Genomic DNA, 19,431 nt, shown 5'->3' on the forward strand with positions numbered 1-19,431 from the left:
CCAGCACCATGCTGGCAGCTTTGAGCTTGAACTCACTGGAATAAGATTTACGCATATCCAAACACCTCAGATTTGGGCGCCATCATAGCGCCCGATTGAAGTGTCCAAAATCATTAGGCCAGTTCAGCTTGCTCGCGATGGCGGAGTGTCAGGCAACAGAGATGTTGGCTGCAAAAACGCTATCGCGAGCAAGCTCGCTCCTTGGTCTCGCTTACCTCACTTCAACACCAGCATCCGATAAACGCCGTCCTCGACTTCGATCCCGTGGGTGTCATGGGTGAACCCGGGGAAGGATTTGTCGAAGGCTTCCAGTGCCTTGAGATACGCCAGTAACGGACCGTCCGCAGGCCCTGCGTTCTCGCCTGGCATGAGCAACGGAATGCCTGGCGGGTAGGGCACGATACCGGTGGCGGCGAGGCGCCCGGCGGCTTCGTTGAGGGTGACCAGCTCGATGTCGTTGCGCACCAGTTTTTCGTAGGCCTCCACCGGGCTGAACTCGGCTTTTGGCAGGGTGCCGAAGGCCTGGGACATGTTGGCGGTGGTCTTGTGTTGCTTCATGGCGGCGAAGATTTCGTCAGCCAGATCCTTCAGGCCCATGCCGGCATAGCGATGCTGGTTGGCGTTGTACAGATCGGGCAGGCACAGCTCGAGCTCGGCGTTGTCGTCGTAATCGCGCTTGAAGTCGAGCAGGGCGTTGAGCAGCGTGCCCCACTTGCCTTTGGTGATGCCGATGGAGAACAGGAACAGGATGGTGAAATCGGTGGTTTTCTCGACCACGATACCCTGGCGACCCAGGTACGCGGTGACCACGCAGGCGGGGATGCCGTTGGCGAGCAGGTTGCCGTCGTCGCCCATGCCCGGGGCAAGTACCGAAACCTTGATCGGGTCGAGCATGCAGTAGCCGTCTTCGATGTCGCCGAAGCCGTGCCATACCGCGTTCGGGTGCAGGACCCAGCAGTTCGGATCGGTTTTGAGCGTAGCCGGGTCAACCTCATGGAACGGCACGGTCGCTGCGCCAACCTGTACGGTCGGCGGCTGCCAGCAGGTGAAGAACCAGTCATCCTTGCTCAGCATCTCGTTGTGCATGCGCGAGAGCACCTGGCGGAAGCTGATGGCTTCTTCGATCGACTCGTTGGTGAGGATCTGCCCGCTCGGCGCTTCCATCATCGCCGAGCTGACGTCGCAGGAGGCCATGATCGCGTAGTTCGGCGAGGTCGAGGCGTGCATCATGTACGACTCGTTGAAGCGCGCATGTTCGATCGGGTTACGGCCGTCACGTACGTGGATCATCGAGGCCTGGGACAGGGCGGCCAGCAGCTTGTGGGTCGACTGGGTGGCGAACACGGTCGGCCTGGACTTGTCGTGATCGGCCGGGTTGCCGTGCATGGCATGGCGACCGCTGTACAGCGGGTTGAAGCGCGCATAACCGTACCAGGCTTCGTCGAAGTGCAGACGGTCGACACTTTCGCCCAGCAGCTCTTCGACACGGGTGACGTTGTAGGTCAGGCCGTCGTAGGTGGAGTTGGTGACAATGGCGTGCACCGGCGTCGGGTCGATGCCTTGCTTGACCAGCGGATTGTCGGCGATGGCGGCTTGCACGCCTTCGGCGCTCAGGGTCTGCGGCAGGATCGGGCCGATGATGCCGTAGCGGTTGCGGGTCGGCACCAGGTAGGTCGGAATCGCCCCGGACAGGGTCATCGCATGTTCGGCGGACTTGTGGCAATTGCGGTCGCACAGGGCGATCTGATTGCGCGTGACGCTGGCCATGAGGATGACGCGGTTGGACATCGACGAACCGTTGGTCACGTAGTACGTGCGGTGCGCGCCAAAGACCTTGGCGGCATAGCGTTCGCCCTGGCCGATCGGGCCGCTGTGATCGAGCAGGGAGCCCAGTTCGCCGACCGAGATCGACAGGTCGGAACGCAGCAGATTTTCGCCGAAGAACTCGTAGAAGGCCCGACCAGCGGTGCTTTTCAGGAATGCCGTGCCACCGGCATGCCCAGGGGTGTGCCACGAGTATTCATAGTTGCGGGCGAACTTCACCAGCGCGCCGAACATCGGCGGCAGGGCAGCCTGGCGATAGCGTTCGATAGCGGCCAGGATGCGCCCGCTGAGGAAGCGCGAGGTGTCCTCGGGCAGCCAGATGAAGTCGTCGGCGTGTTGCATGACCAATAACGGAATGGTCGACGCGGTGGTACGGTCGCTGATCAGAAACACCGGTACCCGGGTGTTGCGCTCGCGTAGCTTGACCAGCAATCTGGTGCAATCGGCGTGGCCTTCGCTGGTGTCCATTTCCCACCGGATGAGCACGCATTGAATGGCCGGGTCCGAGCGCAGGATCGAGGCGGCATCGGTGAGGCTTTCCGAGGCCAGTACACTGACACCACGGCCCTCTACGTCGTGGACCAGTTGGTCCAGGGCACGGCCGAACACCGTTCGCTTGTCCGGCGCACTGCTGACCAGTAGCGCCAGCATGCCCAGCGAGTGTTTATATTCCGTCATGCTTGAACCTCCATAATTGCTGTATTCAGATTATTCACCGGCACTGGCTCGGCAGTGAGGTGCTGCGCGCTGACGGTTTGCGTCGGTACGCTGTTGTTGAGTGCTTCGAGGCGGATCAGGCGGTTGTTGACGAAGCCGAACAGGGTGTAACCAGCGATGGTCGCCACGCCGCCCAGCATCAGCGCCTGCTCGCCGGAGCTGTACAGCGCCAGGTAGCTGTAGGCCGCCGCGATCAGGGCAATGACGTTGGTTGCCAGCGCCTTGCCTTCCGGCACGTTGGAGACTTTCTGCATGGTCATCAGCGCGGCCATGGACAGGATGTAAGGCACCAGGTTGGTGACCACCGCGAGGTTGACCAGGGTGTCGAACTGCTTGCTCAGGTCGGGGCTGATGGTGAGCAGGGCCAGCGCGGTCTGTGCGGCGAGCAGGACCAGCATGCCGACAATCGGCGTTCCCGCCTTGTTGGCCTTGGCGAAGATCGACAGGAAGTAACCGGTGTCCGCCGAGCTTTTGTACACCTGGGCAATGGTGAACTGCCAACCCAACAGCGAACCGATGCAGGCGAGCACCATGGCCGCCATCACGATGTCCCCGACCATCGGGGTGAACATCTTGGCGAACACCAGGCCGAACGGTGCGGTGGACGCGACCAGTTCTTCGTTGCCGACGATACCGAAGATGACGTTGGTGGAGACGATGTAGATCACCGCCGCACCCAGGGTGCCGCCCAGCACGGCAATCGGTACGTTGCGCTCAGGGTTTTCCACCGCGTCGGTGTTGGCGCAAGCCGATTCCAGGCCGAGGAAGGCCCACAGGGTGATCGCCACCGAGGCGCCGGCCGCTTCGAACCAGCCCTTGTCGTGAGGGTTCCAGCCAGCGGCGTAAACGCTGCTGTCGAACCAGAACCAGCCCACCGTGGATACCAGCACTACAGGTGCAATTACACCCCAGACCGTGATCGCACCGATCCGGCCGGTAATGCTCGCGCCGCCAAAGTTGGCGAAAGTGGTGATCCACAACAGCGCAATGGTCGCCAGGCCTACTTGCAGGGAATCCAGTTTTATCCCGAACAACACCTGGATATAACCAACCGCTGTAATACTGATCGCGACGTTGGCAATCAACAGCGAGAGACCGTAGGTGTAGTTGGTGATGTAGTTACCCGCTTTACCGAACGTGTATTCGGCATAACCGCCCATGCCGCCGGTCTTGCGGCTGAGCATCCCGCATCGCGCAAAGGCGTAGGCCAGAGCGAGGGAGCCGGTGGCCGTCACCAGCCAGGAGAGAATCGAAATTGCACCAACTTCCGCGAGTTTCGTCGGTAGCAGCACAATGCCTGAGCCTAACATGTTGACGGCGGTCAACATTGTCAGTTGCCCCACACTCATTTTCTTTGCGACTGACATTCCGTTGCCTCACTTAGTTGGCGATTGAGAGTCTTAGCTATAGCAAAGGATTGAAAACCCGCAAGAAATGACATTACCCGTCTGGTTTTTGCATTAATTTGCAGAAAAGGCACGATGCTGGCCCCCAAGTTTAAAAATCCTCAGCAAAATTAGTTCATTTTCAGCCAGTTAAATAGGTCAAGATGCGCAAGACATGGATCGCGTTAATCCCGCTAATAGTTGCGGGTGTAGCCAATTCGGCTCAAGCCAAAGAACTGGCCAGCAATGATCAGTACATGTGCAGTTGGGGGGCGGGCACCGCCGCAAGGGCACAGGAACTCAAGCTTTCAGGCGTTTCGCTGTATGCCGCGCGCCAGAAAATCCAGGTCTACAAATTCGCCAAAACCTGGATGCGCATGATGGCACTTGGCATTACAGAGCAAACTTATGACAGTCCGTCGAGATTCAAGCCTGCGGCTGTACGGCAGAGCTTTTATGAGGACTGCGTCAGGTACAAGTTGGCGCGTAAATAAAGAAGAAACGGGCGCTGGTCGGATCGACCACGGTGTGGGCGTGTGACGTCTATATTTATTGTCCATCCCGGCGACCCGATGGGGTGTTGAAGCCGGTTTTTTTACAACTCAATCAGGAGGTCATCATGAACCAGATCGATAAAGTGTTGTACACCGCCAAGACCCATACCACCGGCGGGCGTGACGGCGCCTCCCGCAGCTCCGACGGAATCCTCGATGTGAAGCTGTCGTCGCCTGGTGCGGGCGGTGGCGGTACTAACCCGGAGCAACTGTTTTCTGCCGGATGGTCAGCCTGTTTTATCGGCGCCATGCAGCTTGCGGCCAGGGAAATGAACGTGGCGTTGCCCAAGGATGTGGCCGTCGATGCCGAAGTCGACCTGGGCACCAATGAAGGCGGCTACCTGCTCCAGGCGCGACTCAATGTCAGCCTGCCAGGGCTGGATCGCGAAACCGCGCAAAAAATCGTCGACACCGGGCACCAGTATTGCCCGTACTCGAAAGCCACGCGCAACAACATCAACGTCGCGCTCAAGCTGGTTTGAGTCGGCATGAAAAGGTCTTGGCGAACGACAGGGGGGGCGCCAAGACCTGAAGCTCGCCACCAACCATTACCTGGTCCAGGGCGAACCACGGACGTTGAGTTGGTCGGCGACGGTGCATTTCCGAGGGCTGTTTCTTTGGCAATACCTGTGGGAGAGGGTGTCGTTCAGCTTTAACGGTGAGTTGGTCCATTTTTTCTGCCGGCTCATCCAGTGGTTTCGACGCCGGATGCTGTAAACCGGATTGAATTGTGGCAAGTCAGGATGGTCGTTTTTCGGGCGTATGGTTATGCTCAGCGCGGTTGCCAATCGCCAAATAAAAACCACCACAGTGAAACCATGAGCCAATCAGACACGCGTGCGACTGTTCTAGCGCTGTATCCAGAAGACTCCCGCGAGGCGGCTGCGTTGCTCAAGCAGGCAGTGCCGCTGATGGTTCGTCACAACATTGCGCCCAACCCGGTGCACTACGCGCTCTGGTACACCTACAGCAAAGGCCAGGAGCCGGAACTCAATCGGCACCTGGACCGGGTGGTCAATGACTTCGACTATTTCCCGCCGGAGTCGGCCGCCAGACTGTTTCGCGAGTACATAATCCGCGACGAACTGGCGGACGCCCGTTCCGGGCAACAGGAAGCGATCAACCTGGTCGACGATATGGAGCGCGATGTATCGCGCAGCGTGAAGGGCAATCAGAATTTCCAGGCCAACCTCGACCAATACCTGCAAATGCTTGAAGAGCCCGCCAACGAGCGGTTGCCGAGCATCCTGATCCAGCTGCAACAAAGCACCCAACTGATGCAAAGTCAGCAGGAGCACTTCCTCTCCCGGTTGCAGTCGGCGCAACACGAGATCAAAAGCCTGCGGGACAAACTGGAGCGCGCCCAATTGGCCGCGAGCCTCGATGGCCTGACCGAATTGCTCAACCGTGCCACCTTCAACCGCAAGTTCGAGCAGGCGATGAGCAACGCGGCGACCGGCGTGGCGCTGGTGATGCTGGATATCGACCACTTTAAACACTTCAACGACCAGTACGGCCATCCCCTGGGCGACCGCGTGCTTCAGCATGTCGCCCGGGTGTTGCGTGACTCACTGCCGGCCGAGGCCATTGCCGCGCGTTACGGTGGTGAAGAATTCTGTGTCGTGCTCAAGGATTGCCCGGATGTGGCGGCCGCTGCTGTCTTTGCCGAACGCCTGCGCCTGAAAGTCCAGGCGCTGCGGGTCAAGGCCCGGGGCACCGACACGGTGCTGGACACCATCACCGCGTCGTTCGGCGTGGCTCATGCTCAACCCGGTGACACGCCGGAGAGCCTGCTGACCCGTGCCGACGATGCGCTGTATCAGGCCAAGCGCAACGGGCGTAATCAGGTACGTTAGCCGAGGATGAAGTAGACCTTGCGCACCGGGGTGAGGTTTTCCCAGGTGCCATTGAACCCGCTGGCGACCACGAACGAATCACCGGGGCCGAATGTGCGCGCAACGCCCTCGGCATCGGTCAGTCGCACGGTGCCTTGCAGAATGTGACACAGCTCATCGTAATCGCACTGGCAGCGCTCCCGGTGCGGTCCCGCCTCCCAGATGCCGGCCACGGCGTTTTTGCCGGGTGCCACGAAGTGCCGCCAACTCTTGCTGCGATAAGGCGCGTCGACCACGGCCGGGTCGTTGATTTCAGTTTCACGGGGGGCAAGGTCGCTGGCGAAGTCGAGGACATGCCGGGGCAGGGCTGTGGACATGGTGGTCTCCGGATCAGGAATCGAAGCCGATGCCAAAGGCATCGAAGGACTTGAGCAGCAGGTCGCGGTGACCGTCGCGGTCTTCGCGCGCCAGTGAGCGTTGGGCCAGCTTCACCCCGACGTAACGCAAGGGTTCGGGCGGAAAGCGGAATGGCGCCTTGGAGGTCATCAGCAACTCAGTGCGTTCGGTGCGCTCGCCGGCCAGCAGGTCGAGCATGTTCAGTGCGGCAAAGCGACTGGCGGACACCCCTTGCCCGGTGAAGCCCAAGGCATAGGCGACACGGCCCTGGTGTTCGCAACCGGTAAACATCGTGGTGCGTGCGGAGGTGTCGATGATGCCGCCCCAGGCATGGCTGAAACGCACATCCCCCAGGGCCGGAAAAGTCTGTCGAAACTGTTCGGCCAGGCGCTGGAAGCTTTGCGGGCGCTGGGTCAGTGCCTCGTCGCGGCGTCCGCCGAAATGGTAGATGGCATCAAAGCCGGCCCAGAGAATGCGGTTGTCGGCGGTCTTGCGCAGGTAGTGGAACTGGTTGCCGGCGTCGGCGATGCCGTAGCGCCCGGTCCAGCCGATGGCTTGCAGTTGCGCATCGCTCAACGGTTCGCTGATCAGGCTGTAGTCGTAGACCGGGATCACGCTCGATGCCAGATGGCCGAGCAGCGGCGGGGCAATGTTGGTGGCCAGGGCGATTTTTCCAGCGGTCACTTCGCCGCTTTCCGTACGCAGGCGCAAATTGTCTTTGTCCGCATTCAGTTGCAGGACCGGGCTGTTTTCGAACAGTTGAATGCCTTGCTCAAGGCAAACGCGGCGCAGTTCGGCAGCCATCTTTGCTGGGTTGAGCAGGGCGTAATTGGGTTCGAACAGGCCGGCCGCATACGCTCGGGAGTCGAGTTTCCGTGCCAGATCGCGGCCTTCCAGCCACTGGCAGTCAATGCCGAACCGCGCGTAGTTACGCTGCATCGAGCGTAGCCCGTCGACCTGCCACGGCTGGCTGGCGACGTTGAGTTTGCCCTGGCGCTCGAACTCGACCTGCATGCCGAAACGATCCAGGTCGGCGGCCAGTTCATCGAAGTTCTGCCGGCCCAGGCGGATCAGTTGCTCTGCTTCATCCGGCCAACGCTTGAGCGCGTTGGAGACGCCATGGGAGATGCTCGGCGCGCAGAAACCGCCGTTGCGCCCGCTGGCCTCACCGCCGCAACGGCGCGCCTCGATGATCGCGATGCTCAGCCCGGGGCTACGCTGGCGCGCCTGCAGCGCCGTCCACAATCCGGTAAATCCACCGCCGACCACCGCCAGGTCGCATTGCACCGTTCCGGCTACGGAAGGTGCGGCGGGCGGCGGGGTGACGGTGTCCTGCCAGAAGGGATGGGGCAGGACGTGGTCGAGGGAGTCGAGACGCGGTGGGGCATTCATGCTGAAACTCCGGCGGTGTGTCGGGCAGCGACGATTGCATTCGGTTGCCCGACGGTTTTTGTTGTTTTGGCTAGAGGTCAAGAATCGCGCGCGCGGCAATGTCGGTGCCACGGGTCGCCTGCATGCGCTCGCTGAACGATTTGAGGCGTTGTTTCATCGCTTGGTCGGCCAGCAACTGTTCGAGGGCGGCGGGCAGGGCGGCCACGGGATCTGCAAAGCGCGGCAGATAGCGGCCGACACCGACTTCCTCGGCGCGGGCGGCGTTGTCGTGGCCGTCCCAGCAATAGGGGATGATCAGCGACGGCAGGCCAAAGTACAGCGCTTCGCAGAAGCTGTTGTTACCGCCGTGGTGGATGAATGCATCGCATTCCTTGAGCACCGCCGGCTGGGCAAACCAGCTGTCGAGGTACACGTTGTCCGGCACGGTGGTGTACATGCCGCGGTAGGCGCCGACGTTGACCAGGAAGCGGTACGGCAAGGTTTCGATAGTGCTGATCAGGCGCTTCATCATCCCGGTGTCGGCGGCGCCGAGGCTGCCGAAGCTGAGGTAGATCAGCGGCGCGTCGTTGTGCCGTGGAAAGTCCGGCACGATGTACGGCGCTTCCCGTCGTACGCAGCCGTCGAGGTAGACGTAGCGCTGCGGGTCCAGCGGTTGCTGGCGTTCGTAGCGCACTGGCGTCGGCGACAGCAGCAGGTTCAGCCACGGCGAATCGGTGAGGAACTGCCCCGCAGGGCAGGGTGCCGTATTGTTGTTCAGGAGAAATTGCGAAAAGCGTTCATGGGTCGGTGCAACCGCCTTCAGGTACTGCTCGGAGTAGCGCTCGCAGGCCTTGGTGTCACTGGCCAGGCACCCGGACAGGTACGGCGGAACGGCTGCATCCGGCAGTTCGGTTTCGGCGCAGGACACCACTCGCACCCAGGGGCAACCGGCGTTGGCGATGGCCGGGAACATCACCACGTTGTCGAGCACGATCGCGTCGGGCTTGAGGCGTGCGAGCAACTGCTGCAAGGGTTTTTCCGCTTCGATCGCGGTGTCGATGATCGCTTCCCAGGCTGGCGCCACGTAACTGTCGATCTGTGCCAGCGGGGTCTGGTCGAAGTACGGAATGCTGCGCTCGATGAAGCGTTCCCAGTAGTGCTGGTGTTCCGCCGCCGACAATGGGCTCACTTGCGGAATCGGGTATTCGTCGAAACCGTATTCGGCGAACAATCCCTGGAAATGTTCATGGCAGATGAACACCGGCCTGGCGCCCAGCTCACGCAGCGACTGGGCGATACCAATGCAGTTCAAGGCCGCGCCAAAACTGGCTTCCGGAAACAGGGCGATAAGTTTTTGTTTTTGCATGGCGAGGGACTGTCCATGGCGGGTCAGACCCGCCGTTCCTGAAGGTGTTTTTGATGCTGTCTTATTTTTAAAAAAAAATCATCATGTTTTTGCGAGTCGGTTAGCGACGCCCAAACAGATGGCTTTGCGGAATGCCGCGGTTGGCGGTTTGCGGGCGTTGCGCGGCGCTCAGACGCAGGTGCAGGCGCAGCAGGTCGGCGGCGATCTCCATCTGCCCGCGTTCGATCTGCGCGATGATTTGCAAGTGTTCGCGCAGCGCTTCCTGCAGGCGGTGCACGCTCACCGATGGCAGCAGGTTCGGCAGGCGCCGCAGGCCCTGGTGCTGGAGCAGGGCATCGCTGATGAAGCGGTTGCCGCAGCTCTGGGCCAGCAGTTCGTGAAAGCTGATGTCCAGCTCGCGAAACTGCTGGATGTCGAAATTTTCCACGGGGCTCGAGAGCAGGCTTTGCATGGCGCTACGCAGCAGGGCAAGGCGTTGCGGGTCGGCATTGAAGTTCGGGCTGAGCAAGGCTTCGGGTTCGAGAATAAGGCGGAATTTCAGGCTTTCTTCGAGGGCTGCCAGGCTATTCAGTGACGGGCGAAACAGCCAGGACTGGCCGGGGCCGCGCTCGATGGCCTGGCTTTCGCTCAATTGCTGCAGGGCCTTTTGTGCCGCTGGCCGGCCGATGTCGTAGCGGCGCATCAGTTCGCTGATGCTGATGCTGTCGCCCAGGCGCCCGGCCATGCGATCGCGCAGTACCGAGGCGGCCAGTTCTTCTTCCTCGGCTTGCGGCAGGGTGGCATTGAAGGCCTGGCTCGCCGGCGAGGCCAGCAATCGGTAACCCTTGCCGGCTTCATGACTCAGCAGGTTTTCTTCCAGCAGCACTTTCAACGCGCCGCGAATCAGCGTGCGCGAGACCTGGAAGGTCCGGGCCAGGGCCTGTTCGGCCACCGGGTCGCCAGCCACCAGGCCGCTTTCCTGAGTGTGCTCGAGAATGCGCCGGGCCAGTTCCAGGTGATTGGTGCGCGGTTTTTTTTCGGCTGTTGTGCTCAAGCGTCTTATCTCGGTTTGGTCGCTGGTGAATCAGGTGCTCATCTTATGCCATGCGCCGCTCAATGGTCAGGTTGTAACACCCTGACGGTGTACGCCTTCCCCTACAGATATTCCGCTATCTGCGAAGAATCGGAAAAAGGCGTTGACATCTTTTGATACTGGTCCTAATTTCTAAAAAAAAACACCAGCAATCGTTTCTCGTTTTGCCGTACTGCCTTCGAACACAACAATAAACAATCGTCGGGTGAGTATTTATGAGCAAGCTGAATGATCTTCTGTGCGTGGGGGTGGCCGTTTCCCTGGCGTTCGCTTCACAGGTTGCAAGTGCGAAAGACATGGTGATTTCCATCTGGGACGGCTACATGGCCCCGGATGCGCTGGAGAAGTTCAAGGCTGCCAGCGGTGTGGACGTCGACAAGGCGCTGCACGCCACCAACGAAGAAATCATGGGCAAGCTGATGGCGTCCGGCGGTGAAGGGTACGACGTGGTGTTCGTCTCTTCGCCTTTCGCCGAAGTCCTGCACAAGCAGGGGCTGCTGGCGGACATCGATCCGGTCCGGGTCCCCAACCTGAAAAACCTCTACCCCGAAGCCACTCACCTGGAATATGACCAGGGCAACCGGTTCTCCGTGCCTTACACCTGGGGTACCACCGGCATCTGCTACCGCTCCGACAAGGTGACGCCAGCGCCGCAGAGCTGGAACGAGCTGCTCAATCCGAGCGATGCCCTCAAGGGCAAGGTGACGATGCTCGCCACCGACCGCTGGATGCTCGGTGCCGGTTTCCTCGCCAAGGGCTGGTCGGTCAACGACAGCGACCCCGCGCAAATCGCCGCGGTTCGCGATCAACTGATCGCCACCAAGAAACGCATTCTCTCCTTCGACGACACCACCTTCTATTCCAAACTGGCCTCCGGTGAATCGCTGATGGCCCACGCCTGGGACGGCTGGTGCAACTACGGCACCCAGGCCAACGCGGCGATCAGGTTCGTGGTGCCCAAAGAAGGTTCCGACCTGTGGGTGGACACCATGGTGGTGCTCAAGAATTCGAAGCACCAGGACGAAGCCTTCAAGTTCATCAACTTCATGCTGGCCAAGGACAACCACGCCTGGGTCGCTGAAAACATCCTCTACAAAGTCCCCAACCAGGCGGCCATGGCCGGCTTATCGGCTGACTTGCTCAAGCAATACCCCAACCTGACCATCGCCCCCGCCGAGCTGCTGAAAATGGAGCAATTGCGCGACTTGGGCGGCACCACGCAAAAGGCCTACACCCGCGCGGTCACCGAAATCATGGCGGCGCAGAACTGACGCCACGTCGATCCGGGGCATGCCAGGCATGCCTCGCCACGCTCGCAAGCCGCTTGTGTCCTGAAGCGGGAGGATAGGGTTAATGAGTGCTTTGCATGCTGACAGGCGTCTGTCGGCCTGGCTTCTTGCGCCCGGCTTTGGCTGGCTGCTGATGTTCCTGGTGATTCCGTGCCTGCTGGTGCTGGTCTACAGCTTCGTCGAACGCGGTGCCTATGGTGGCATCGACTGGTTGTTCACCTGGGAAAACTACCAGCGTGCGTTCGATCCGCTGTACCTGGGCATCCTGCTCAAGTCGGCGAAAATCGCCGGGCTGGCCACGGTGTTCGCGGTGTTGATCGGCTACCCGGCGGCCTATGCGATTGCCCGGGCGCCACGGCGGCGTCAGGCGGTGTATCTGTTTCTGGTGATGCTGCCGTTCTGGAGCAATTACCTGATCCGCACCTATGCCTGGATCGTCTTGCTCAACCGCGAAGGCCTGATCAACCGCCTGCTGCAAATGCTCGGCTACAGCGGCGAACCCATCAGCCTGCTGTACACCGAATCGTCCGTAGTGCTGGGGCTGGTCTACAACTACATCCCCTTTGTAATCCTGGCGATTTTCTCGTCGCTGTCGCGGATCAACAACGAACTGTGGGACGCCTCGAAAGACCTCGGCGCCTCGGGCTGGATGACCTTTCGCCGGATCATCCTGCCGCTGAGCGTGCCGGGTATCGCGGCGGGTGCGGTGTTTGTGTTCGTGCTGAGCATCGGCAACTTCATCACCGCCGACTTGCTGGGCGGCAAGCAGGTGCAGATGGTCGGCAACCTGATCTATTCGCAATTCCTCACGGCGCGGGACTGGCCGTTCGGCGCGGCGCTGAGCTTCTTCCTGATCGCGATCATGTTGATCCTGTTGTTCATCCAGGCCCTGGTGGCCCGTCGTGCAGAAGGGGCGCGCTCATGAGTCAGTCGCGTTCTGTCAGCGGCACCGTGCTGGGTTCGCACCTGGGTCTGGTGTACGCCTTCCTTTATATACCGATCCTGGTGCTGATCCTGCTGTCGTTCAACAAGTCCGGCTTGCCCACCGCCTGGGGCGGCGTCTCGCTGAAATGGTACGCGGCACTGGCGCACAACACGGCGATTCTGTCGGCAGCGCTCAACACGCTGATCGTGGCGTTGTCGGCGACCTTCATTGCCTGCGTGCTCGGCACGTTCCTGGCGCTGGGCATCGAGTTGCGCCGCAAGGACAACCACAAAGGCCAGGTGGTCGACACCTTGCTGATGGCGCCGATGATCATTCCCGACATCGTGCTGGCGATTGCGCTGCTGAGTTTTTTCAACCTGCTCAAGGTCGGCCTGGGGCTGCACTCGATCATCATCAGCCACGCGGTGTTCAACATCGCCTTCGTCTGCGCGGTGGTGCGCACGCGGCTCAAGCACTTCGACTATTCGATCCTCGAAGCCTCGATCGACCTTGGCGCGAGCTGGTTCACCACGTTCCGTCGGGTGCTGTTGCCGGTGATCTTTCCCGGCGTGCTGGCCGGCGGCTTGCTGTCGTTCACCCTGTCGGTGGACGAATTCATCATCGCCTTTTTCAACGCCGGCTCCGGCCAGGCGTCCACCACCTTGCCCATGCAGATCTACGCCATGATCCGCTTCGGCGTCACCCCGGAAATCAACGCTCTGGCGACGCTGGTGATGCTGGTCAGCATCACCGCGCTGCTGGCTTCGCAGCGTCTCAACAAGGCTCCTCGCACCCATGAATAATTCATCTGCGGTACTGATCCTGGATAAGGTCAGCAAGTCTTATGGCAACGGCCTGGCGGTCAACGAGGTGTCGCTGAGCATCCGCGAGAACGAGTTCTTCGCGCTGCTCGGGCCGTCGGGCTGCGGCAAGACCACGCTGCTGCGCATGCTCGCCGGTTTCGAGACCCCCAGCGGTGGCTGCATCTACCTGGACGGCAATGACATTTCGCCGCTGCCGGCCAACAAGCGTCCGCTGAACCTGATGTTCCAGTCCTACGCGCTGTTTCCCAACATGACCGTGCGCAAGAACATTGCCTACGGCCTGGAAATGGAGCGCCTGCCGGAAAGCGAAATCCGTCGCCGGGTCGATGAAGTACTGAGCACAGCGCAACTGGGCGAGCTGGCCGAACGCAAGCCCGATCAGCTTTCCGGCGGCCAGCGCCAGCGAGTGGCATTGGCCCGGGCACTGGTCAAGCGTCCGCGGGTGCTGTTGCTCGACGAGCCCTTGGGCGCCCTCGACAAGAAGCTGCGGGAAAAGATGCAACTGGAACTCAAGCGTCTGCAACACGAGAGCGGCATCACGTTCATCATCGTCACCCACGACCAGGAAGAAGCGCTGGTGATGTCCGACCGCATGGCCGTGCTCGACGGCGGCAAGGTGTGCCAGTGCGGCAGCCCGACCGAACTCTACGAAAACCCCAACAGCCGTTTTGTCGCCAACTTCATCGGCGTCAGCAACCTGCTTGAAGGCGTGCGCTCGGGCCAGCACTCGGTACGGGTCAACGGCCAGGAGCTGAGGGTCGAAACCGACGCGCCGCTGGTGACCGGCCAATCCGTCGCCGTGGTGGTGCGTCCCGAACGCCTGCAAGTGCTGACGGAGCAGGGCGGCGATTGCGCCAATCAGGTCAGCGGCAAGATCGTCGAAGTCGCCTACCACGGTCTCGACACCAACCTGCATGTGCAGACACCCCTCAGCGACAAGCCGCTGATCGTACGCGTGCCGTCCTCACAGTTCGAATTCGCCCATTTTGCAATCGACACGACCATCCGGCTGGGCTGGCAGGCCCGGCATGCCCGCGTATTGACACGCTGAACAATAAAAAGACCAGGCAGGAGCAGCACTCGATGAAACAGAAAGTGATCGCATTCTTCCCCGAAGCCGCCTACGGCCCGGCGCTGAACTCAGTGGGTATCGCCCAGGCGTGTGAAGCCCTGGGTCATAAAGCGGTGTTCCTCACCGACCCGGGCATGAGCGGTGTGTACGCCGGTTATGGTTTTGAAGAGCACGTGGTGAATATGTCGGCGCCGATGCCGGCCGAAGAGATGGCCCGCTATTGGGTGGATTTCATCAACGGCCACATTCCGAATTTTCGCAAGTCGCCGCTGGAGCAGATCGACAACTACGTCAAGGAATGCTGGGCGGCCATCGTCGAAACCGCCAAGTGGGCGCAAAAGGACCTGCCGGCGGTGCTGGACAAGGTCAAGCCCGACCTGATCTGCGTCGACAACGTGATCCTGTTCCCGGCGATCAAGCAGTACGGCAAACCGTGGGTGCGGATCATTTCCTGCTCGGAAAACGAGATCGAAGACCCGGATATCCCGCCGCACCTGTCAGGCATGAGCATCGACGACAAGGCCGGCCACGCGCAATTCCGCCAGCGCTTCGAAGAAGTGGTCGGACCGATCCACGAGGACTTCAACCGGTTCCTCCAGGCCCACGGTGAAGAGCCGTACCCGCTGGGTACCTTCTTTGAAGCCTCGCCGTTCATGAACCTGCTGCTGTACCCGGATGCGGTCAAGTTCGACCGCCGCCATCCGCTGCCGGCCGAGCGTTTCCATTACCTGCAGGGTTGCGTGCGCCACGACACCCCGTACGAGATTCCGCAGTTTCGCGCCAACAACGACAAGCCGTTGCTGTACGCAAGTTTCGGCAGCCTCGGTTCCGGCGATGTCGAGTTGCTCAAGCGCCTGATCGAGGCGGTGGGCAAGCTGCCTTACCGGGCGCTGTTCAATGTTGGCGAGCACCTCGACGAATACACCGACCTGCCGGACAACGTGCAGATTTCCAACTGGTTCCCGCAGCCGTCGGTGATTGCCCAGGTTGATGCGGTGATCCACCACGGCGGCAACAACAGCTTTACCGAGTGCCTGTTCTTCGGCAAACCGGCGATTGTCATGTCCTACGTCTGGGACGGCCACGACAACGCCATGCGCGCCGAAGAAAGCGGCCATGGCTTCAAGCTCGACCGCTATGAGTGGAGCGAAGAACAGCTCGCGGGAAAACTCCACGCGTGCCTCAACGACGAGGCGATGCGCCAACGCCTGCAGCGCACCAGCGCGCAGATGCAATCACGCAAGGGGCCGCAAGACGCGGCCGCGATTCTCGACAAGGTGCTCAACGATGCCTGATTCATCCACCACGGCGGGTATCACGCCGTACCTCGAAGCCGTCAGCAGCCGCACCGACCTGGTGGACTGGGGCGTGCAGAGCGACGCCGTCGAAGGCGTCTCGCATTCCAGCGGGCGCTTGCTGTTCAAGGGCCCGGACAACAGCCCGGAAACCGGGTTGTGGGTGTGCACCCCCGGGCGCTGGCGGCTGTCGATTCCCCGGGACGAGCTGTGCCACTTCATCGCGGGGCACGCCACGTACCGCAGCGACAACGGCGAAGTGATTGAAGTGCGCCCCAACACCCTGGTGCTGTTCCCGGCCGGCTGGACGGGCGAATGCCACGTCCGGGAAACCCTGCGCAACGTGTACATGCTGGCTTGAACCTGAACCTGAACCTGAACCTGAACCTGAACCTGTGGCGAGGGAGCTTGCTCCCGCTGGGCAGCGAAGCTGCCCCCCAGCTCTTCACCTGAAAAGCAAGGCCTGCTGCGCAGTCCAACGGGAGCAAGCTCCCTCGCCACAGGTTGTGATGAGACCTTTTTTGAACTGGCTTTTTTGGAGAGAACACATGACAACCCCGTTTCTGTACGACCCGCTGAGCATCACCGACGTCAAGGATTGGGGCGTGATCCCGACCATGCTTGAGGGTGAATCCCGTGTATCCGGCGTGGTGCTGCACAAAGGCTCCGAGGGTCAATCCGAATGCGGCATCTGGATCTGCACCCCGGGCAAGTGGTTTTGCCATGTCACCAGCGACGAGTTCTGCCACTTCCTTGAAGGCCGCTGCACGTACGTCCACGAGTCCGGCGAGGTGATCGAGATCAAACCGGACACCGCCGCCTTCTTCGGCAAGGATTGGAAGGGTGTGTGCACCGTCCACGAGACCATCAAAAAGGTCTATATGATCCGGTGACTGCCATGACAGATGCACTGGCGTCATTGCCAACCCGTGAAGACCAGCGTGCGGCCTTTCTGGCCCGCGCCGGTTTTGCCGATGCGCCGCTGATTGCGTTGCCGGCGGATGCCTCGACCCGGCGTTATTTCCGCCTGGACGGCGCCGGCCTGTTGCTGATGGATTCGCCGCCACACAGCGAGCCCATCGGCCCGTTCGTGCGGATCGCCCGGCAGTTGCAGGGGCTGGGCCTGTCCGCGCCGGTCTTGCTGGAAGTGGACGAGGCGGCGGGGCTGGCGTTGATCGAGGATTTCGGTCACGACACCTACACCCGGCTGCTGCTGGCCGGGCATTCGGAGTCGGCGTTGTATCACCTGGCGGTCGATACGCTGGTGGCGTTGCATCGCGCAGCGCCAGCCGCGGAACTGGCGCCTTACGACGAACCGCGACTGGCGGCCGAGTACGCGCTGCTCATCGACTGGTATGTGCCGTTGTTGATCGGCAAAGAGGCGGCACTGGCTCTGCGCGATGAGTATCTGGCGCTGTTCGCCGACGCTTGCCGCGACGTCGCAAAACGCCGCGAAGCTTTGGTATTGCGCGACTTCCACGTCGACAACCTGATGCTGCTGCAAGGCCGTGAGGGCGTGGCGGCCTGCGGCTTGCTGGATTTCCAGGACGCCCTGGCCGGGGCGGCGGCCTATGACCTGATGTCGCTGCTCGAAGATGCCCGACGCGATGTGCCCGAGGCGTTGCGGGTGGCCCTGATCAACCACTACCTGTTGCAGCGCCCGGAGCTGGATGCGCCGGTTTTTCTCGAAGACTACCGGCGCCTGGCCGCCCAGCGTCATGCCAAGGTGCTGGGGATTTTCGTGCGCCTGGCCGGGCGGGACGGCAAGCACGGCTACCTGGCGCACCTGTCGCGCACCCTGGGTTTGTTTGTCCGCGCCCTGGGCGCCGAGGCCTTGGCGCCGCTGCGCCAGTGGCTTGACCGGCACGTGCCGGGCTGGCGTGAAGAACTGCCCGCCGAAACCTTGGCGACGTTACGTGAAACCCCTTATCGATTGGTTCAAGGATCATCCCATGGCCACGTTCAACCCTGACACCGCATTGCGTTTCATCCATTCCGGGTTCCTGCCGCTGACCAATGGCAGCGTGCGCGAAGTGCTTGACCCGGCGACCCTGCAACCGGTCGGACAAGTCGGCGTGTGTGGCGACGCCGATGTGCAAGCCGCCATCGAGGCCGCCACCGCCGCACAAAAACATTGGCGCGTGGTGGATGCCAAAAGCCGCGCTGCACGCCTGCATCAACTGGCCAACGCCATCGAGCAGAACCTGGCCTGCAACCGTGAAGTCGCACGGTTGATGACCCTGGAGATGGGCAAGCCGTTTCCCGAAGCCATGGGTGAACTGGCCAACTGCGCGCCGATCTTTCGCTACTATGCGGAAATGGCCCGGGACGATGCCGGCAAGGTCGCCGGCACCACGCAGATCGGCTCCTTCCAGCATGTGCGTTACGAGCCCTATGGCGTCAGCGTGCACATCATGCCGTTCAACTTTCCGATCCTGCTGATGTGCTGGACGGTCGCCGCGTCGCTGGCGGCAGGCAATGCCTGCATCATCAAACCGGCGGAAGCCACGACCCTGTGCACCCTCAAGTTCATGGAACACTTCAGCGCGCTATTGCCGGGGCTGGTGTCTTGCGTGCCGGGCGATGCAGCGACCGCGCAATTGCTGGTGCAGTCGGATCAGACCCACGCGGTGGCGTTCACCGGCAGCGTGGCGGCAGGCAAGGCGGTAGCCGTAGCCTGCGCCGAACGGATGAAACCTTGCGTGATCGAGGCCGGTGGCAGCGATCCGTTGATCATCTCCCGACATGCGCCGCTGGAAGTGGCGGCGGCGGGCGCAGTGACCGCTGCCTTCCACTTGAGCGGGCAAATCTGCACCTCGGCGGAACGCTTTTACGTCGTCGATGAAATCCATGACGAGTTTGTCGCGAAATTCGCCGAGCGCGCCCGCGCCTTGCGCATCGGCCATGGCCTGGAGCGTTCGGAAATCGGGCCGATGGTCAGTGAGGCGGCGCGCAATAAGGTCATGCGCCTGGTCGATGACGCCGTGGCCAAGGGCGCGACAGTGGTCTGTGGCGGACGGATTCCGCCGCAGCACGCGGTGGGCTGGTTCTATGAGCCGACCATCCTCACCGGTGTGACCGGCGACATGGCGATCCTGCAAGAAGAGTGCTTTGGCCCGGTGGCGGCGATTTGCCGTGTCAGCGATTTCAACGAGGCGGTGCGACTGGCCAACGACTCACCGTTCGGCCTCGGTGCCTCGCTGTTTTCCACGGATCTGGCCGAAGCCATGGAGGCCGCCGAGCGTCTGGAAGCGGGGATGGTCTGGGTCAACAATCCGCTGATCGACAACGATGCGCTGCCCTTCGGTGGCTGGAAGATGTCGGGTCTTGGGCGCGAACTCGGGCGTCAGGGGCTGGAAGCGTTCCGCCGCTCGAAAATGGTCATCATCGACCACCAGCCGAAGATTCAGGACTGGTGGTACCCGTACGCCGACGACGTGTTCTATCGCGATCAGGCCGGTTAGCTGAACCGGCAACTGACCCAATTCAAGGATTGAGCCAGTTGC

General features: G+C 61.4%; 18 protein-coding genes. 12 read left to right on the forward strand and 6 right to left on the reverse strand.

Annotation, left to right across the window (positions count from 1 at the left end; genetic code table 11):
- Window positions 1-216 precede the first annotated feature (216 nt).
- Both KGA81_RS27530 and potE read right to left on the reverse strand, forming a co-directional pair.
- Window positions 217-2,502: an Orn/Lys/Arg decarboxylase N-terminal domain-containing protein gene (locus tag KGA81_RS27530; RefSeq protein WP_223550366.1), complete on the reverse strand. Its 2,286-nt coding sequence runs from the start codon at window positions 2,500-2,502 to the stop codon at window positions 217-219.
- The gene (potE, locus tag KGA81_RS27535) at window positions 2,499-3,908 is read right to left on the reverse strand and encodes a putrescine-ornithine antiporter (RefSeq protein WP_223550368.1); all 1,410 of its coding nucleotides are present in this window, start codon (window positions 3,906-3,908) and stop codon (window positions 2,499-2,501) included. Before potE ends, KGA81_RS27530 begins: the two co-directional genes overlap by 4 nt.
- Before the next feature lie 182 nt (window positions 3,909-4,090).
- On the opposite strand from potE, the gene KGA81_RS27540 reads away from it, so the two are divergent.
- The 3 genes from KGA81_RS27540 to KGA81_RS27550 all read left to right on the forward strand — a co-directional run bounded on the left by KGA81_RS27540 (window position 4,091) and on the right by KGA81_RS27550 (window position 6,336).
- The gene (locus KGA81_RS27540; RefSeq protein ID WP_223550370.1) at window positions 4,091-4,420 is read left to right on the forward strand and encodes a hypothetical protein; all 330 of its coding nucleotides are present in this window, start codon (window positions 4,091-4,093) and stop codon (window positions 4,418-4,420) included.
- A 125-nt stretch (window positions 4,421-4,545) separates the two neighbouring features.
- Window positions 4,546-4,962, forward strand: coding sequence for an organic hydroperoxide resistance protein (locus KGA81_RS27545; protein WP_223550372.1), 417 nt, complete (start codon window positions 4,546-4,548; stop codon window positions 4,960-4,962).
- A 336-nt stretch (window positions 4,963-5,298) separates the two neighbouring features.
- Window positions 5,299-6,336, forward strand: a complete 1,038-nt coding sequence (locus tag KGA81_RS27550; RefSeq protein WP_223550374.1) for a GGDEF domain-containing protein — start codon at window positions 5,299-5,301, stop codon at window positions 6,334-6,336.
- On the opposite strand, the gene KGA81_RS27555 is transcribed toward KGA81_RS27550, so the two are convergent.
- From KGA81_RS27555 to KGA81_RS27570, 4 genes are all read right to left on the reverse strand, one after another.
- Window positions 6,333-6,692, reverse strand: coding sequence for a cupin domain-containing protein (locus KGA81_RS27555; protein ID WP_223550377.1), 360 nt, complete (start codon window positions 6,690-6,692; stop codon window positions 6,333-6,335). The two genes, KGA81_RS27550 and KGA81_RS27555, sit on opposite strands and share 4 nt — an antisense overlap.
- Before the next feature lie 13 nt (window positions 6,693-6,705).
- Entirely contained in the window at window positions 6,706-8,103 is a 1,398-nt protein-coding gene (locus KGA81_RS27560; protein WP_223550379.1) for an NAD(P)/FAD-dependent oxidoreductase, read from the reverse strand.
- Between the two features lie 70 nt (window positions 8,104-8,173).
- Window positions 8,174-9,448: a nucleotide disphospho-sugar-binding domain-containing protein gene (locus KGA81_RS27565; RefSeq protein ID WP_223550381.1), complete on the reverse strand. Its 1,275-nt coding sequence runs from the start codon at window positions 9,446-9,448 to the stop codon at window positions 8,174-8,176.
- Window positions 9,449-9,548: 100 nt separating this feature from the next.
- Entirely contained in the window at window positions 9,549-10,481 is a 933-nt protein-coding gene (locus KGA81_RS27570) for a GntR family transcriptional regulator (RefSeq protein ID WP_223550383.1), read from the reverse strand.
- Between the two features lie 254 nt (window positions 10,482-10,735).
- On the opposite strand from KGA81_RS27570, the gene KGA81_RS27575 reads away from it, so the two are divergent.
- From KGA81_RS27575 to KGA81_RS27615, 9 genes are all read left to right on the forward strand, one after another.
- Complete coding sequence (locus tag KGA81_RS27575; RefSeq protein WP_223550385.1) at window positions 10,736-11,791, forward strand: spermidine/putrescine ABC transporter substrate-binding protein; 1,056 nt, start codon at window positions 10,736-10,738, stop codon at window positions 11,789-11,791.
- 82 nt (window positions 11,792-11,873) lie between these two features.
- Window positions 11,874-12,734: an ABC transporter permease gene (locus KGA81_RS27580; RefSeq protein ID WP_056727353.1), complete on the forward strand. Its 861-nt coding sequence runs from the start codon at window positions 11,874-11,876 to the stop codon at window positions 12,732-12,734.
- Entirely contained in the window at window positions 12,731-13,537 is an 807-nt protein-coding gene (locus KGA81_RS27585) for an ABC transporter permease (protein ID WP_223550388.1), read from the forward strand. Before KGA81_RS27580 ends, KGA81_RS27585 begins: the two co-directional genes overlap by 4 nt.
- On the forward strand, window positions 13,530-14,609 hold the full coding sequence (locus KGA81_RS27590) for an ABC transporter ATP-binding protein (RefSeq protein WP_223550391.1): 1,080 nt from the start codon (window positions 13,530-13,532) through the stop codon (window positions 14,607-14,609). The genes KGA81_RS27585 and KGA81_RS27590 overlap by 8 nt, the downstream gene beginning before the upstream one ends.
- Before the next feature lie 32 nt (window positions 14,610-14,641).
- Complete coding sequence (locus KGA81_RS27595; protein WP_223550393.1) at window positions 14,642-15,925, forward strand: nucleotide disphospho-sugar-binding domain-containing protein; 1,284 nt, start codon at window positions 14,642-14,644, stop codon at window positions 15,923-15,925.
- A complete protein-coding gene (locus KGA81_RS27600; protein ID WP_223550396.1) occupies window positions 15,918-16,286 on the forward strand; it encodes a cupin domain-containing protein in 369 nt (122 codons plus the stop codon). Before KGA81_RS27595 ends, KGA81_RS27600 begins: the two co-directional genes overlap by 8 nt.
- Before the next feature lie 187 nt (window positions 16,287-16,473).
- Window positions 16,474-16,818 carry a cupin domain-containing protein gene (locus tag KGA81_RS27605; RefSeq protein ID WP_223550398.1) on the forward strand — a complete coding sequence of 115 codons (345 nt, stop codon included), beginning with the start codon at window positions 16,474-16,476 and terminating at the stop codon, window positions 16,816-16,818.
- A 5-nt stretch (window positions 16,819-16,823) separates the two neighbouring features.
- Complete coding sequence (locus KGA81_RS27610; protein WP_223550400.1) at window positions 16,824-17,897, forward strand: aminoglycoside phosphotransferase family protein; 1,074 nt, start codon at window positions 16,824-16,826, stop codon at window positions 17,895-17,897.
- Window positions 17,878-19,389: an aldehyde dehydrogenase family protein gene (locus KGA81_RS27615; protein WP_223550403.1), complete on the forward strand. Its 1,512-nt coding sequence runs from the start codon at window positions 17,878-17,880 to the stop codon at window positions 19,387-19,389. Before KGA81_RS27610 ends, KGA81_RS27615 begins: the two co-directional genes overlap by 20 nt.
- Window positions 19,390-19,431 lie beyond the last annotated feature (42 nt).

The organism is Pseudomonas sp. A-B-19 (genome assembly GCF_019947515.1).
GTDB lineage: Bacteria > Pseudomonadota > Gammaproteobacteria > Pseudomonadales > Pseudomonadaceae > Aquipseudomonas.